At 70.8% G+C, this 17,758-nt stretch carries 2 protein-coding genes; both read left to right on the top strand.

Annotation, left to right across the window (positions count from 1 at the left end; genetic code table 11):
* Positions 1-3: 3 nt before the first annotated feature.
* A complete protein-coding gene (locus ACFW0G_RS22375) occupies positions 4-17,541 on the top strand; it encodes an amino acid adenylation domain-containing protein (RefSeq protein ID WP_378327295.1) in 17,538 nt (5,845 codons plus the stop codon).
* A complete protein-coding gene (locus ACFW0G_RS22370) occupies positions 17,538-17,753 on the top strand; it encodes an MbtH family protein (protein ID WP_378327294.1) in 216 nt (71 codons plus the stop codon). Before ACFW0G_RS22375 ends, ACFW0G_RS22370 begins: the two co-directional genes overlap by 4 nt.
* Positions 17,754-17,758 lie beyond the last annotated feature (5 nt).

The following is a 17,758-nucleotide window of genomic DNA, read 5'->3' as shown; positions in this document are numbered from 1 at the left end:
CCCATGACCGCGTCTGCCGACCAGCTGGTCGAGGGCCTCCGGGCCGCGCTGAAGGAGAACGAACGACTTCGCGCGCGCAACCGGGAGCTGACCGCCGGGACCCGCGAGCCGATCGCGATCGTCGGTACCGGCTGCCGGTATCCCGGTGGCGTCGCGAACGCACGGGACCTCTGGGAGGTCGTCGCCGGGGAACGGGACGTGATCACCGGCATGCCCGCCGGGCGTGGCTGGGATCTCGACGAGCTCTACCACCCCGACCCGTACGAGCCGGGCCGGTGCCACGCGCGGGGCGGCGGGTTCCTCGACGCCGCGGGCGAATTCGACGCGGCGTTCTTCGGGATCAGCCCGCTGGAGGCCGCGGCGATGGACCCGCAGCAGCGGCTCGTGCTGGAAACCGCTTGGGAGGCACTGGAAACGGCGGGCATCCGGCCCGGCGACCTGCGGGGCACGCCCGCCGGGGTGTTCGTCGGTGCGAGCGTCGGCGACTACGCGCCGCGCGAGATCCCGGAAGAGCTGGAAGGCCAGGTGCTGACCGGGAACGCGCTGAGCGTCGTGTCCGGCAGGCTGTCCTACCTGCTCGGGCTGGAGGGCCCCGCGCTCACCGTCGACACGGCGTGTTCCTCCTCGCTGGTGGCCCTGCACCTCGCGGTCCGCGCGCTGCGCCGGGGCGAGTGCTCGATCGCGCTCGCGGGCGGGTCGACGGTCATGTCGACACCGAACAACCTGATCGAGATGTCCCGCCAGCAGGTGCTCTCCGCCGACGGCCGGTGCAAGGCCTACGCCGCCGCCGCGGACGGCGCGGGATTCGCCGAGGGCGCCGGGATGCTGGTGCTGGAAACGCTTTCCCGGGCACGTGCCGCCGGGCACCCGGTGCTGGCGGTGATCCGGGGCACCGCGATCAACTCCGACGGCGCCAGCAACGGCCTCGCCGCGCCGCACGGTCCCGCGCAGGAGCGGGTGATCCGCGCCGCGCTGGCCGACGCGGAACTGGGCACCGGCGACGTCGACGTCGTCGAGGGCCACGGCACCGGAACCCGGCTGGGCGACCCGATCGAGGTGCAAGCGCTGCTGGCGACGTACGGCCGGGAACGGGTGCCGGAAAACCCGTTGTGGCTCGGGTCGGTCAAGTCCAACCTCGGGCACACCCAGGCCGCCGCCGGCGTGGCCGGGGTGCTCAAGATGGTGCTGGCGCTGCGGAACCGGTGGCTGCCGAAGACCCTGCACGTCGACGCGCCCTCGGACTACGTCGACTGGGACTCCGGCGGTGTGCGGGTACTGGAGTCCGGCCGCGCGTGGGCGGCGGCCGACCGGCCGCGCCGTGCCGCGGTGTCGTCCTTCGGCATCAGCGGCACCAACGCCCACGTGATCCTGGAGGAGGTTCCCGCCGAGGCGCCCGCGCCCGTTGAGCCCGCCGCGCCGCCGGTGGCGCTCGCGTGGCCGGTGTCGGCGAAGACGCCGGAAGCCTTGCGGGCACAGGCGGATCGGCTCGTGGAGTCGGTGGCGGCGCAGCCGGCGCGGGACGTGGCCTTCTCGCTCGCGGAGCACCGGTCGTCGTTCGAGCACCGCGCGGTGGTACTCGGCGCGGACACCGGGGAACTGCTCGCCGGGCTGCGTTCGCTGGCCGGGGGCGAGGCGGGCGCGAACGTGGTGACCGGCCTCGCCCGTGACGTCGGCAAGACCGTTTTCGTCTTCCCCGGCCAGGGCGCGCAATGGGCGGGCATGGCGAAGGAACTGCTCGCGTCGTCGCCGGTGTTCGCCGCGCGGATCGAGGAGTGCGCCGCCGCGCTGGAGTCCTATGTGGACTGGTCGCTGACCGACGTGCTGGCGGGCGACGGCGAATCGCTGGAGCGGGTGGACGTCGTCCAGCCCGTGCTGTGGGCGGTCATGCTCGGGCTCGCCGAGCTGTGGATGTCGGCCGGGGTACGGCCCGCCGCGGTGCTCGGGCATTCCCAGGGCGAGATCGCCGCCGCGTGCGTCGCGGGCGCGCTCAGCCTCGAGGACGGCGCGAAGGTGGTCGCGCTGCGCAGCAAGATCGCCTCGCGGCTGGCGGGCGCGGGCGGCGGGCTCTGGCTGCCGCTGCCCGCCGACCGCGTCGAGGCCATGCTCCGGCAGTGGCCGGACCGGCTGTGGGTCGCGGTGGTGAACGGGCCGGACTCGACGGTCATCACCGGTGACGTCCCGGCGCTGGAGGAACTCGCCGCGCGGTGCACCCGCGACGGGATCGACTTCCGTACCTTCTCCGCCGCGTACGCTTCGCACTCGCCGCGCGTGGAGGTGTTGTGCGAACCGCTGATGGAGGCGCTGGCGGGCATCACCCCGCGCCCGGCGGAAATCCCGTTCTATTCCACTGTGGACGTGGCCGCCGTGGACGGCACCGCGCTCGACGCCGAGTACTGGTACCGCAACATGCGTCAGCCGGTCCGGTTCGATCCGGCCGTCCGGCTGCTGCTCGGCGCCGGCTACGACGTGTTCGTCGAGCCGTCCGCGCATCTGGTGCTGGGCAACGCCGTCCGCGACATCGCCGCGTCCGCGGGTGCCGAGGCCACCGTCACCGGCACGCTGCGCCGGGGGCACGGTTCACTGCGGCAGTTCCTGTCGGCCGCCGCGGGCCTGCACGTCGCGGGCGGCGCCGTCGGCTGGTCCGCGCTGGTGCCGGGGGCGCGTGCGGTGGACCTGCCGACCTACGCCTTCCAGCACCGGTCGTTCTGGACGCGGCCCGCGCCGAAGGCCACCGGACGGTACGCCGACGGCCATCCGCTGCTGGACACCGTCATCCCGCGCCCGGACGGCGAAGGCTGGACGATGACCGGGCGGCTCTCGCCGGGCGAGCAGCCCTGGCTGGCAGGCTGTGACGGCGGGGCGGTCCTGCTGGAGCTGGCGATCGCCGCCGGCGACCGGGCGGGTTGCGACCGGATCGACGAGCTGACCGTCGAGACACCACTGGCCGTCGAGGCGGGCGGTCCGGTCGAACTGCACATCGCGGTGGACCCGGACGGCGAGGGCCGTTGGAACATCGCCGTGCACGCCCGGCGCGGCGAGGACTGGGTCCGGCACGCTTCCGGTGTGCTGAGCGCGGGCACCGGCCGGGCCGGGGTGCCCGAGCCGGACGGCGAGGGGGAGGCCGTCGAGCTGGCCGGGGACCGGTCCGCGGACGCGTTCGGCATCCACCCGGCACTGCTCGGCCCCGTGCTACGGCGTTTCGGCGGGCACGTCACGTTCACCGGCGTGGACCTGCGCGCGGCGGGCGCCGCCGTCGTCCGTGTCCACACCACCGATGTGTCCACTGTGGATGGAGCGGTGGCGCTGCTGGTCACCGACGAGTCCGGCACCCCGGTGCTGACCGTGGATTCCGTCGTCCCGCGTCCCGCGGCGCTTCCCGCGGCCAGCGGTTCGCTGTACCGGCCCGGCTGGATGCCGTTGTCCGGCGAGGCTCCCGAGCCCGGCCGGTGGCGGGTTCCCGGCGACGACCCGTGGGGCCTCGGCTCGGACGAGCACTCGCCGGTCACGGTCCTGCCGTGCTTCGGCGACCCGGACGGCGACGTGACCGGTCAGGCACATGACGTGTCGCGGCGGGTGCTGCGGCTGGCCCAGGAAACCCTTGCCGGCGAGCGTGGACGGCTCGTCGTGGTGACGCGGGAAGCCGTCGCCGCCGGAGACGGCGTCGTGGGTGATCTCGCGATGTCCCCGCTGTGGGGGCTGGTGCGCTCGGCGGCCTCGGAGTATCCGGGCCGGTTCCTGCTGGTCGACGTCGACCGGCGGGCCGGAGCCGACGACGTCCGCCGGGCGGTCGCGGTCGCGCTGGACCGGGACGAGCCGCAGCTCGCCGTCCGTGCCGGGCGGCGGTACGTCCCGCGCGTGACCAAGGCGGCCGAGGCGCACGACGTCGCTTTCCCTTCGGCGGGAACGGTTCTGGTCACCGGCGGCACCGGGGCGCTCGGCTCGCTGGTGGCACGCCGGCTCGTGGAGCGGCACGGGGTGCGCGGCCTGGTCCTGGTGAGCAGGCGGGGCCTCGCGGCCGCGGGCGCGGAAACGCTGCGAGACGAACTCGCCGCGCTGGGAGCGCGGGTGCGGGTCGTCGCGTGCGACGTGTCCGACCGGGCCGCGCTGGCCGGCGTGCTGGCGTCGATTCCCGACCTGACCGCCGTCGTCCACACGGCCGGCCTCATCGACGACGCGCCGTTGGCCGACATCACGCCGGACCGGCTCGCGGGCGTGTTCGGCCCCAAGGTCGACGCGGGCTGGCAGCTGCACGAACTCACCGCGGACCGGGACCTCGCGGCGTTCGTGCTCTTCTCCTCGTTCTCCGGGATCATCGGCAACGCGGGCCAGGCGGGTTACGCGGCGGCGAACACCTTCCTCGACGCGCTGGCGGCGCATCGCCGCGCACTCGGCCTGCCCGCGGTCTCCCTCGCCTGGGGGCTCTGGCGCACGGTGGCCGCCGGCGGTCTCACCGAGGCGGATCTGGTGCAGCTGAACAGGTCCGGCATCACCGCGATGACCGAGGAGCACGGGCTGGCGTTGTTCGACCGCGCGCTGGGCGTGGCCGAGACGGTGGTCGCGCCGGTCGACGTGGACCTCGCCGCGCTGCGGGACCGTGCCGCGTCCGGCGAGCTCCCGGTGGTGCTGCGGGGTCTGGTGCCCAGGCCCCGGCGGACGGTCGTGCGGCAGGCCGGAACCGGCGACTGGGACAGCCGGGAGCGGCTCGACGTGGCCGCCGAGTGGGTGCGCCGCCGCCCCGGCGTCACCCAGGCCGTAGTGGTGCCAAGGGAAAACGGGCGGATGGCGGCTTATGTCGTCGTCGAAGGTGACGCCGCGCTCGAGGCGCTTCGCGCGGAGCTGCCCGCTTACCTGACGCCGGACGCCGTGGTGACGACAGCCGCGACCCGCCTTCCCGACCCCGAACACGCTCCGGTGGGGGAGCGTCCGCCGGGCACCGCGCGCGAAGAGCTGTTGTGCGGGCTGTTCGCCGAGCTCCTCGGCCTCGCGTCGGTGAACGTCGACGACGGTTTCTTCGATCTGGGCGGGCATTCCCTGCTCGCGACCCGGCTGGTGAGCCGGATCAGGAGCGTGCTCGACACCGAGATCCCGGTGCGCGCGCTGTTCGAAACGCCCAGCGTGGCCGGGCTGGCCGGGCGGTTCGGCGATCCGGGCCGCGACCGCGCGGCGCTGGTGCCGGTGCCGCGGCCGGAGGTCGTGCCGCTGTCGTTCGCACAGCAGCGGCTCTGGTTCCTCTACGCGCTGGAAGGTCCGTCCGCCACCTACAACATCCCGCTCGTGCTCCGGCTGACCGGCGAAGTGGACGCCGGGGTGCTCCGCCAGGCGCTGGAGGACGTCGTCGGACGGCACGAAAGCCTGCGCACGGTCTTCCCGGACGTGGACGGCGAACCACACCAGGAGATCCTCGACGCCGCAAGCGTGTCCCTCGATTTCGATGTCGTCGAAGTCACCGAAGACACCGTCGAGGACGCGGTGGCGCGGGCGGCCACCCGCGGGTTCGACCTGGCCACCGACATCCCGCTCCGGGCGCGGCTCTGCGTACTCGGCGCGGACCGGTCGGTGCTGGTCGTGGTGCTGCACCACATCGCGGGCGACGGCTGGTCCGTCGGCCCGCTCGCGCGGGACCTCACCACCGCGTACACCGCCCGCCGAGCCGACGAACGTCCACAATGGACACCCTTGCCGGTGCAGTACGCGGATTACACGCTGTGGCAGCGGAACCTGCTCGACGAGCGCGGAAGTCTGCTGGCCGATCAGGTCGGGTACTGGACGGATCGGCTGGCGGGGATCCCCGAACAGCTCGACCTCCCGCTCGACCGGCCGCGGCCCGCGGTGTCGTCCTATGCCGGCGACCTGGCCCGGTTCACCCTCGACGCCGGGTTGCACGGGCGGCTCGTCGACCTCGCGCGCTCGGGTGACGCGACGGTGTTCATGGTGTTGCAGGCCGCGCTGGCCGCCCTGTTCACCCGGCTCGGCGCGGGGACGGACATCCCGCTCGGCGCGCCGGTCGCCGGCCGGACCGACGACGCGCTCGACGACCTGATCGGCTTCTTCGTCAACACCCTGGTACTGCGCGCGGACACCTCGGGCGATCCGTCGTTCACCGAGCTGCTGGCCAGGATCCGTGAGACGAGCCTGGCGGCCTACGCGCACCAGGACGTCCCGTTCGAGTACCTGGTGGAGCTGCTCAACCCGCAGCGCTCCACCGCGCATCAACCGCTGTTCCAGGTGGCGCTGGCGCTGCAGAACAACGAGCGCGGCCGGTTCGGGCCGCCGGGTCTCACCGCGAGCCTCGACGTCGCGTCGACCCGGACGTCGCGGTTCGACCTGTTCTTCAGCGTCACGGAGGAAACCGGCGCGGACGGCGAGCCCGCCGGGGTGTCGGTCCTGGTCGAGTACGCCACCGACATCTTCGACGCCGAGACGGTCTCGACGCTGGTAGCCCGCTGGGAGCGGTTGCTGCGCGCGGTCGCCGCCGACCCCGCCGCGGCGATCGGCGACGCGGACATCCTCGCCCCGCGGGAACGGGCGGCCCTGCTCGCCCCGCCCGGGCCCGGCACCGCCGGACGCCTGCTGCCGGAACTGTTCGAGGAACACGTGCGGGAGCGGCCGGACGCCGTCGCGATCGTGTCCGGGGACACCCGGTGGACGTACGCGGAGCTGAACGCGCGGGCCAACCGCGTGGCCCGGTTGCTGCTCGACGGCGGGATCGGTCGCGAAGACCGGGTGGCCCTGCTGCTGCCGCGGTCGGCCGAACTGGTCGCCGCGATCCTGGGCGTCCTCAAGGCCGGGGCCGCGTATGTCCCGGTCGACCCGGACTACCCCGCCGCGCGCATCACGTACCTGCTCGACGACGCCGCCCCGAGCCGGGTGCTGGCGATCTCGGCGACGGCGGTGCCCGGGGCCGTCGTGCTCGACGCGCCGGAGGTGCGGGCGGCACTGGAGGCGTATCCCGGCACGGACCCGGGTGTGCCGGGCGACCCCGGTCAAGCCGCGTACGTGATCTACACGTCGGGATCGACCGGCGCGCCCAAAGGCGTGGTGGTACCGCACCGCAATGTCGCACGGCTGCTGGAGGTCACCCAGCCGTGGTTCCGGTTCGGCCGCGAGGACGTCTGGACGTTGTTCCACTCGGCGTCGTTCGACTTCTCCGTGTGGGAACTGTGGGGCGCGCTGGCCTGGGGCGGGTCCGTGGTCGTGGTGTCCCACGAGGTCAGCCGGTCACCGGAGCGGTTCGTGCGGTTGCTGGCCCGCGAGCGGGTAACGGTGCTCAACCAGACGCCGTCGGCGTTCTCCCAGCTGGCCGAGGCCGAGCGCGAGACTCCGCTGCCGTCGTCCCTGCGGACCATCGTGTTCGGCGGGGAGGCGCTGGACCTGTCCCGGCTCGCCGCCTGGTACGAGCGGCATCCGGACCGGGCCCCGTTGCTGGTCAACATGTACGGGATCACCGAAACCACCGTGCACGTCAGCTACCTGGAGCTGGACCGCGGTTCGGCCGCGGCGGCGACGGCCAGCAGGATCGGGGAGCCGCTGCCGGATCTGGCGGCCTACGTGCTCGACGCGGGCCTGCGCCCGGTACCGCCCGGTGTCGCCGGCGAGCTGTACGTGGCGGGGGCCGGTGTGGCCAGGGGCTATCTCGGCCGTCCCGGCCTGACGGCGAGCCGGTTCGTGGCGGATCCGTTCGGGGCGCCGGGTTCCCGGATGTACCGCACGGGTGACGTCGTGCGGCGCGACCGGCACGGCGGGCTGGAGTACGTCGGCCGGGCCGACGACCAGGTCAAGGTGCGCGGCTTCCGGATCGAACCGGGCGAGGTGGAAGCCGTGCTGCGCGCGCATCCCGCCGTCTCGCAGGCCGTGGTGATCGCGGCCGACAACCGGTTGGCCGCCTACGTCGTCTCCGGCGAATCGGAGGTCGGCGCGCTGCGGCGGTACGCGCGGGAGCGGCTCCCGGAACACCTGGTGCCGTCGGTGGTGCTGCGCGTCCCGGCGATTCCGCTGACCGCCAACGGGAAACTGGACCGCGCGGCGCTGCCGTCGCCGGAAGCGCCGGTGGCCGCGGGGCGGGCGCCGTCGACGCCGCACGAGGAGATCCTGGCCGGGTTGTTCGCCGAGGTGCTCGGCGTGCCGTCGGCGGGCGTCGACGACGACTTCTTCGACCTGGGCGGGCATTCGCTGCTCGCGACCCGGCTGATCAGCCGCATCCGCGGCGCGCTGGCGGTCGAACTGCCGGTGCGGGCGCTGTTCGAGACGCCGACACCGGCTGGGCTCGCCGAACGGCTGTCGACGGGGGACGCCGCCCGCCCGGCATTGGTGCGGCAGGAGCGACCCGAGGTGCTGCCGCTGTCGTTCGCGCAGCAGCGGTTGTGGTTCCTGCACAAGTTCGAGGGGCCGTCGCCGACCTACAACATCCCGCTGGCGCTGCGCCTGAGCGGGGAGCTGGACCGGGACGCGCTCGAAGCGGCGCTCAACGACGTCGTCGCGCGCCACGAATCGCTGCGGACCGTGTTCCCCGAGCGGGACGGGCGTCCGTGGCAGCGGATCCTGGACACCGGGCTGTCGCTGCGGACCGAGCGGGTCGGCGAGGACGACCTCGCCGGGGCGCTGGCCGTGGCGGCGCGGTACGAGTTCGATCTGGCGGGGGAGATCCCGATCCGGACGACGTTGTTCGAGGTGGATGAGTCGACGTCGGTGTTGCTGGTGCTGGTGCATCACATCGCCGGTGACGGCTGGTCGTTGGGCCCGCTGGCCCGGGATCTCGTGAACGCCTACACCGCGCGGTGCGTGAAGACCGCTCCCAGCTGGGCGCCGCTACCGGTGCAGTATGCGGATTACACGTTGTGGCAGCGGTCTCTGCTGGGTGACGAGTCCGATGTGGACAGTTTGTTCGCCAAGCAGGTCACCTACTGGACCGAGCGACTGGCCGGTCTGCCGGAGGAGGTGACGATTCCGCTGGACCGTCCCCGGCCCGCGGTGGCCTCGTATTCCGGGGATGTCGTGTGGTTTGGGGTGGATGTGGGTGTGGTGGGTGGTTTGGGGGTGGTGGCTCGGGGTGTGGGTGCGTCGTTGTTCATGGTGTTGCAGGCTGGGTTGGCGGTGTTGGTGTCGCGGTTGGGTGGTGGGGGTGATGTTGCTGTTGGTTCGCCGATTGCGGGGCGGACTGATGGTGGGTTGGATGATTTGGTGGGTTTTTTTGTGAATACGTGGGTGTTGCGTTCGGATGTGTCGGGGGATCCGTCTTTTGTGGAGTTGGTGGGTCGGGTTCGTGAGGTGAGTTTGGGTGCGTATGAGCATCAGGATGTGCCGTTCGAGTTGTTGGTGGAGCGGTTGAATCCTCGTCGTTCGTCGGCGCATCATCCGTTGTTCCAGATCGCGCTCGCCCTGCAGAACAACGAAGAACCGCGGTTCACGCTGCAGGGACTGGACGTCCGGCCGGAGACGGCGTTGCCGGGTACCGCGCGGTTCGATCTGTTCCTGAACCTGACCGAAACGCCGGACGGCGGCCTCGCGGGCGCCGTCGAGTACGCGACCGAACTGTTCGACCGGGAGACCGTCGAGGATTTCGTCGAACGCTGGCTCCGGGTATTGCGGGCCTTGGCCGAAAACCCGGACCGCTCGATCAACGACGTCGAAATCCTGACGCCGGGGGAAAGTGCGCGTCTCACCGCCACCCCGGTGCTGCCCGCTCCCGTTCGCACGCTGCCGGAGTTGTTCCGTGCGCGTGCCGGGTGTGCTCCGGACGCGGTTGCTGTGGTGGCTGGTGGGGTCGAACTGTCCTATCGGGATTTGGATGTCCGGGCGAATCGGCTGGCGCATTGGCTGGTTGGCCGGGGTGTCGGTCCGGAGTGCCGGGTCGCGTTGGTGCTGGAGCGGTCGGTTGACCTGGTCGTCGCGATCCTCGCGGTGGTGAAGGCGGGTGGTGCGTATGTGCCGGTCGATCCGGCGTACCCCGCGGAGCGGATCAGCGCCCTGCTCGATGACGCCGATCCGGTGTTGGTACTGCGCGAACTGCCGGACGTGTCCGGCTTCCCCGGCAGCGATCCGGACGTCCGGGTACTGCCGGAAAATCTGGCGTATGTGATGTTCACGTCGGGGTCGACGGGTGTGCCGAAGGGCGTGGCGGTGACCCAGGCGGACGTCGCGGGTCTGGTGTCGGACGGGTGCTGGGGTGGGGCGCATCGGCGGGTTCTGGTGCATTCGCCGCAGGTGTTCGACGCGTCGACGTACGAGTTGTGGGTTCCGCTGGTGCACGGTGGAGCGCTGGTGCTCGCGCCTCCGGGGGAATTCGACGCGGCGGTGCTGGAACGGACGGTGGTCGAGCACGGCGTCACCGGGTTGTGGCTCACGGCCGGGCTTTTCACCCTGATGACCGAGCACCACCCGAGCTGTTTCGCGGCGGTGGAGCAGGTGTGGACCGGCGGCGACGTCGTGTCGCCCGAAGCGGTCCGCCGGTTGTTCGACACGTATCCCGGGATTTCCGTGGTGGACGGTTACGGTCCGACGGAGACGACCACGTTCGCGACCCGGCACGTGATGACCCGGGACAACCCTCCACAAGGGACGGTCCCGATCGGGGCCCCGATGGAGGCGATGCGCGTCTACGTCCTCGACGAGCGCCTGCGCCTGACGGCCCCGGGCGTCCCCGGCGAGCTGTACGTCTCCGGAGCCGGGGTAGCACGGGGTTATCTCGGCCGCCCCGGCCTGACGGCGGATCGGTTCGTGGCCGATCCGTTCGGCGTCCCTGGTGCGCGGATGTATCGCACAGGGGACGTGGTGCGGTGGAATCGGCGTGGCGAGCTGGAGTTCGTCGGCCGGGCCGATGATCAGGTCAAGGTGCGCGGTTTCCGGGTGGAGCCCGGAGAGGTCGAGGCCGCGTTGTTCGATCAGCCCGAGGTCGCGCAGGCCGTGGTCGTCGCGCGGGAAGACCGGCTCGTTGCCTACGTCGTCCCTGAAGTCGAGACCGACACGGGCGAGGGAGACGCGCAGGTTGATGAGTGGCGCGATGTCTACGACACGATGTACGGGGCCGAGCGGGTCGCGGAGCTGGGTTCGGACTTCACGGGGTGGAACAGTTCTTACACGGGTGAGCCGATTCCACTGGACGAGATGGAGTCCTGGCGGGCGGCCGCGGTCGAGCGGATCCGGGAGTCGTCGCCCCGCCGGATTCTGGAGATCGGTGTCGGCTCTGGTTTGCTGCTGGGGCCGTTGCTGGATGATGTCGAGTCCTATTGGGCGACGGACTTTTCGGCGCCGGTGATCGAGCGGCTCCGGCAGCAGGTCGACGCTGGGAATGTGGAGTTGCGGTGTCAGCCCGCGGATGATGTTTCGGGGTTGCCGGCCGGGTTTTTCGATGTGGTGGTGCTGAACTCGATTGTTCAGTATTTCCCGGACGGTGCCTACTTGAAGCGTGTTCTGGATGGGGCGTTGCGGTTGCTGGCGCCGGGTGGCCGGATTTTCGTGGGTGACGTCCGGTATCAGCGGACGGTGCGTGCTCTGCATACGGCGGTGCAGGCGGGCCGGGCGGAGTCGGTGGAGCGGTTGCGCGCGTCTGTTGAGCAGGCTGTGTTGCTGGAGAAGGAGCTTGTCCTCGATCCGGGATTCTTCTCGTTGTGGGCCAAGGAGAATTCTGCGGGTGTCGATATCCGGCTCAAGCGGGGTGCGGCGCACAACGAGTTGACCCGGCATCGGTATGAGGTGGTTGTTCATCGCGATCCGGCCGATGTGGTGCCGGTGGCGGAGTTGCCGGAGCTGGAGTTCACGAGCTTGGACGAACTGGGTGACGTCGAGGTTCCGGTGCGGGTCGTCGGTATCCCGAATCCCCGGTTGACCGGGGAACTGGCCGCCGCCAGGGCGCTGACCCGGCACGCGCCCCTCGACGATGTCCGGGCCCGCCTGCGCGCCAGGACGGGGCTGGACCCGGAAGCACTGCACGCCTGGGGCGAGCGGAGCGGCTACCGCGTCGTGACGACCTGGTCACCGCACGATTCCGCCGCCTACGAGGCTGTCCTCCTCCCCGCCGGGAACGACGACCGTCTGACCGGCGTGTACCGGTACCCCGACGGCGGACGGCCCCGCTCCGCGCTGGTGAACAACCCGCTCGGCTCCTGGACCACCGGCCACCTGCTGGCCCGGCTGCGGGACCGGCTCGCCGAACGGTTGCCGGACTACCTCGTCCCGGCCACCATCCTCGCGATCGACGAGATACCCCTGACCGGCAACGGCAAGGTGGACCGGGCGGCCCTGCCCGAACCCGGCAGGCACCAGGTCACCGGCCGCGCCCCGCGCACCCCGCAGGAGGAAGTCCTGTGTGGACTGTTCGCGGAGATCCTCGGACGACCGACGGTCGGTGTCGACGACGGCTTCTTCGACCTCGGCGGGCATTCGCTGCTCGCGACCAGGCTGATCAGCCGGATCCGGGCGGTGTTCGGGGTGGACCTGCCGGTGCGCGCGCTCTTCGAGGCGGACACCGTGGCACTGCTCGCCGAGCGGGTGCACGGCGGATCGGAGCGGCCCGCGCTGGTACCGCGGGAACGTCCCGAGGTGCTGCCGCTGTCGTTCGCGCAGCAGCGGTTGTGGTTCCTGCACAAGCTGGAGGGGCCGTCGGCGACCTACAACATCGCGCTCGCCCTGCGGCTCACCGGCGAGCTGGACCGCGAGGCACTGGAGGCGGCACTCGGTGACGTCGTCGGACGGCATGAGTCGCTGCGGACCGTGTTCCCCGAGATCGACGGCAAGCCACGCCAGCTCGTCACCGAGGACAGGCCGTCCCTGCGGCTCGACCGGACCACCGAGACCGAGCTCACGGAGACGCTGAGCGTGGCGGCGCGGTACGAGTTCGATCTGGCGGGGGAGATCCCGATCCGGACGACGTTGTTCGAGGTGGATGAGTCGACATCGGTGTTGCTGGTGCTGGTGCACCACATCGCCGGTGACGGCTGGTCGATGGGCCCGCTGGCCCGGGACCTCGTGACGGCCTACACCGCTCGCCGCGACGGCGTGGTGCCCGGGTGGGCGCCGCTGCCCGTGCAGTACGCGGACTACACGCTGTGGCAGCGTTCCCTGCTCGGCGATGAGTCCGATGTGGACAGCCTGTTCAACCGGCAGGTCGCGTACTGGACGGACCGGCTCGACGGACTGCCCGACGAATCCACCGTGCCGCTGGACCGGCCGCGCCCTGCCGTCGCCTCGTACGAGGGCGACACGGTGTGGTTTGGGGTGGATGTGGGTGTGGTGGGTGGTTTGGGGGTGGTGGCTCGGGGTGTGGGTGCGTCGTTGTTCATGGTGTTGCAGGCTGGGTTGGCGGTGTTGGTGTCGCGGTTGGGTGGTGGGGGTGATGTTGCTGTTGGTTCGCCGATTGCGGGGCGGACTGATGGTGGGTTGGATGATTTGGTGGGTTTTTTTGTGAATACGTGGGTGTTGCGTTCGGATGTGTCGGGGGATCCGTCTTTTGTGGAGTTGGTGGGTCGGGTTCGTGAGGTGAGTTTGGGTGCGTATGAGCATCAGGATGTGCCGTTCGAGTTGTTGGTGGAGCGGTTGAATCCTCGTCGTTCGTCGGCGCATCATCCGTTGTTCCAGATCGCGCTCGCCCTGCAGAACAACGAAGAAGCCCGCTTCGACTTCCCGGGCCTCCAGGCAGATCTGGAGCTGGCTCCCACCTACACCTCCCGGTTCGACCTCTTCTTCAGCCTCACCGAAAAATTCGACGAATCCGGTGCGCCCGCGGGTATCACGGGGATGGTCGAATACGCGACGGAACTTTTCGACCGGGAAACCGTCGAAGAGCTGTCACGCCGCTTCGTCGGCCTGCTCCGCTCTCTCGCCGCGAACCCGGAGAAACCGATCAGCCAAGCCGAAATCCTTTTCCCGGCGGAACGGGTGCGGCTGCTCCCGCCCGCCCCGGAACCGATCGGTGCCACCCTGCCGGAGTTGTTCCGTGCGCGTGTCGAGTGTGCTCCGGACGCGGTCGCCGTCGTGTCCAGTGGGGTTGAGCTGTCCTATCGGGATGTGGATGTTCGGGCGAATCGGTTGGCGCATTGGCTGGTTGGCCGGGGTGTTGGTCCGGAGTCCCGGGTCGCGTTGGTGCTGGAGCGGTCGGTTGACCTGGTCGTCGCGATCCTCGCGGTGGTGAAATCCGGTGGTGCTTACGTGCCGGTCGATCCGTCGTATCCCGCGGAGCGGATCAGCGACCTGATCGACGACGTGGCCCCGGTGCTGACGTTGCGCGAACTGCCCGACGTGACCGGCCTTCCGGCCAGTGACCCGGGCATCGCCGTCGATCCCCGGAACCTGGCGTATGTGATGTTCACGTCGGGGTCCACCGGTGTGCCGAAGGGCGTGGCGGTGACCCACGCCGATGTCGCGGGTCTCGTTCTGGACGGGTGCTGGGGTGGGGCGCATCGGCGGGTTCTGGTGCATTCGCCGCAGGTGTTCGACGCGTCGACGTACGAGTTGTGGGTTCCACTGGCACACGGCGGAACGCTGGTCCTCGCGCCGTCGGGAGAATTCGACGCCGCGGTGCTGGCGCGGACCATCACCGACGGCGGTGTCACCGGGTTGTGGCTCACCGCCGGGCTGTTCAGCCTGATGGTGGAGCAGCATCGGGCCTGTTTCGCCGCCGTGGAGCAGGTGTGGGCCGGGGGTGACGTCGTGTCGCCCGACGCGGTTCGCGAGCTGCTCGACGCCCACCCGGGGCTCACGGTCGTCGACGGTTACGGTCCGACGGAGACGACCACGTTCGCGACGCGGCACGTGATGACCCGGGACAACCCTCCACAAGGGACGGTCCTGATCGGGGTCCCGATGGAGGCCATGCGCGTCTACGTCCTCGACGAACGTCTGAGTCTCGTACCGCCCGGTGTCGCCGGTGAGTTGTACGTGAGCGGCGACGGGGTGGCCCGCGGTTACCTCGGCCGTCCGGGGCAGACCGCCGTGCGGTTCCTGCCGGATCCGTTCGGCGTGCCCGGCACGCGGATGTACCGCACCGGGGACGTGGTGCGGTGGAACCGGCGTGGCGAGCTGGAATTCGTCGGCCGGGCGGACGACCAGGTCAAGGTGCGCGGTTTCCGGGTGGAGCCCGGAGAGGTCGAGGCCGCGCTGCTCGATCAGCCCGAAGTCTCGCGTGCCTTCGTCCTCGCCAGGTCCGAGCGGCTGGTCGCCTATGTCGTCCCGGAAGCCAAAACCGACACGGACGCCGGAGACGCACAGGTCGATGAGTGGCGCGATGTCTACGACACGATGTACGGGGCCGAGCACGGCACGGAGCTGGGTTCGGACTTCACGGGGTGGAATAGTTCTTACACGGGCGAGCCGATTCCACTGGACGAGATGGAGTCCTGGCGCGCCGCCGCCGTCGAACGGATCGGTGAATCCGCGCCCCGCCGGATTCTGGAGATCGGCGTCGGCTCCGGCCTGTTGCTCGGGCCGCTGCTGGAGCAGGTGGACGAGTACTGGGCGACGGACTTCTCGGCTCCGGTGATCGAGCGGCTCCGGGCTCAGGTCGACGCTGGGAATGTGGAGTTGCGGTGTCAGCCCGCGGATGACGTTTCCGGGTTGCCGACGGGGTTTTTCGATGTGGTGGTGCTGAACTCGATCGTCCAGTATTTCCCGGATGGCGCCTACCTGAAGCGGGTTCTGGACGGGGCATTGCAATTGCTGGCACCGGGCGGCCGGATTTTCGTGGGTGATGTCCGGCATCAGCGGACGGTGCGGGCGTTGCATACGGCGGTGCAGGCCGGGCGGGCGGACTCCGTCGAGCGGTTGCGCGCCTCCGTTGACCAGGCTGTGCTGCTGGAGAAGGAACTCGTGCTCGATCCGGGTTTCTTCTCGGTGTGGGCCAAGGAGAATTCGGCCGGTGTCGATATCCGCCTCAAGCGCGGTTCAGCGCACAACGAGCTGACCCGGCACCGATACGAGGTGGTTGTTCATCGCGATCCGGCCGATGTGGTGCCGGTGGCGGAGGTGCCGGAGCTGGAGTTCACGGGCTTGGACGAACTGTCCGACGTCGAAGTGCCGGTGCGGCTGGTCGGCATCCCGAATCCCCGGTTGACCGGGGAACTGGCCGCCGCCAGGGCACTGACCCGGCACCTGTCCCTCGACGAAATCCGCCTGCGGCTGAAGAACGGCCACGGCGCCGACCCGGAAGAACTGCACGCCTGGGGTGAGCGGAGCGGCTACCGCGTCGTGACGACCTGGTCGCCCGACGACCCCGGCACGTACGAGGCGATCGTGCTCCCCGGCGATCAGGACGGGCCACTGACCGGCGTCCACCGCGCACCGGCAGGGCGTCCGCTGACGGCACTGGCCAGCAACCCCGTCGGGTCGCGCTCCACCGGCAGGCTGCTGACCGGCCTTCGCGACCGGCTCGCCGAACGCCTGCCCGCCTACCTGGTGCCGTCGGCGATCCTCGCCATCGACGAGATCCCGCTGACCGCCAACGGCAAGGTGGACCGGGACGCCCTGCCGGACCAGCTGCCCGCGACCGCGGGCCGCGCGCCGAGGACCCCCGTCGAAGAAGTCCTCTGTGGACTGTTCGCGGAGATGCTCGGCCGGGCCACCGTCGGTGTCGACGAGAGCTTCTTCGACCTCGGCGGGCATTCGCTGCTCGCGACCAGGCTGGTCAGCCGGATCAAGGCGGTGCTCGGGGCGGACCTCCCGGTCCGCGCGCTCTTCGAAGCGGCCACAGTGGACAGTCTGGCGCAGCGGATCCAGGGCGGCGGCGAGGACACCGCGTTCGACGTCGTCCTGCCGCTGCGGCGGGGCGGCACCCGGCCGCCGCTGTTCTGCGTGCATCCGATCAGCGGGCTGAGCTGGACCTATTCCGGGTTGCTGCGGTATCTGAGCCCCGAGTTCCCGGTGTACGGGCTGCAGTCACGCGGCCTCGCCGACGAGGCCGCGCTGCCGCGTTCGGTCGAGGAGGTCGCGCGGGACTACATCGCCGAGCTCACCCGCGTCCAGCCGGAAGGCCCGTACCACCTGCTGGGCTGGTCGTTCGGCGGGATGGTGGCGCACGCCATCGCCGCGGAGCTGCAACGCCGCGGCGAGGAGGTCGCGCTGCTCGTGCTGCTCGACGCGAGCCCTGCCAAACCGTGGACGCCGGAGGAGCTCGCGGTGGCCCGCGACATGGACCGCACCGGCGCCTACACCCGGATGCTCGCCGCGTTCGGGATCGGCGCCGAGGGCCTCGCCGGGGAAACCCTGACCCACGAACGGTTCCAGGAGATCGCCCGTGAGCGGAACATCGTGCTGGCGAGCCTGGAGGAGGACCACGTCACCGCGCTGATGCGGGTGATGCGGAACAACGCCGACATCATCGGCAGGCTCCGGCACGAACCGATCGCGGTCGACACCCTGCTGTTCGTCGCCGAGGACGAGCCGGACGTGCTCACCGCCGACGCCTGGGCCGAATACCTGAAGCGGACGGCCGAGGTACATCCGGTGCCCTGTGACCACATCGGCATGACACTGCCGGACTCGCTGGCGGTCATCGGCCCGGTGCTGGAACGGAAACTGCGCGCCGTGGCGCGGAACCGACGGGAAGGGAACTCATGACGAATCCGTTCGACGACGCCGACGGCACCTTCAAGGTGCTGGTCAACGACGAGGGGCAGCACTCGCTGTGGCCCGCCTTCGCCGACGTGCCCGCCGGGTGGACGGTGGCGCACGGCGACGACACCCGTGCGGCCTGCCTGGACTACGTCGAGCGGCACTGGACCGATCTGCGGCCGGCGAGCCTGATCCGCGCCATGGACGAAAGCCGCTGACCGAA

It is taken from the genome of Amycolatopsis sp. NPDC058986 (assembly GCF_042741125.1).
Lineage (GTDB): Bacteria > Actinomycetota > Actinomycetes > Mycobacteriales > Pseudonocardiaceae > Amycolatopsis.
This window is presented reverse-complemented; position numbering and strand designations above follow the sequence as displayed.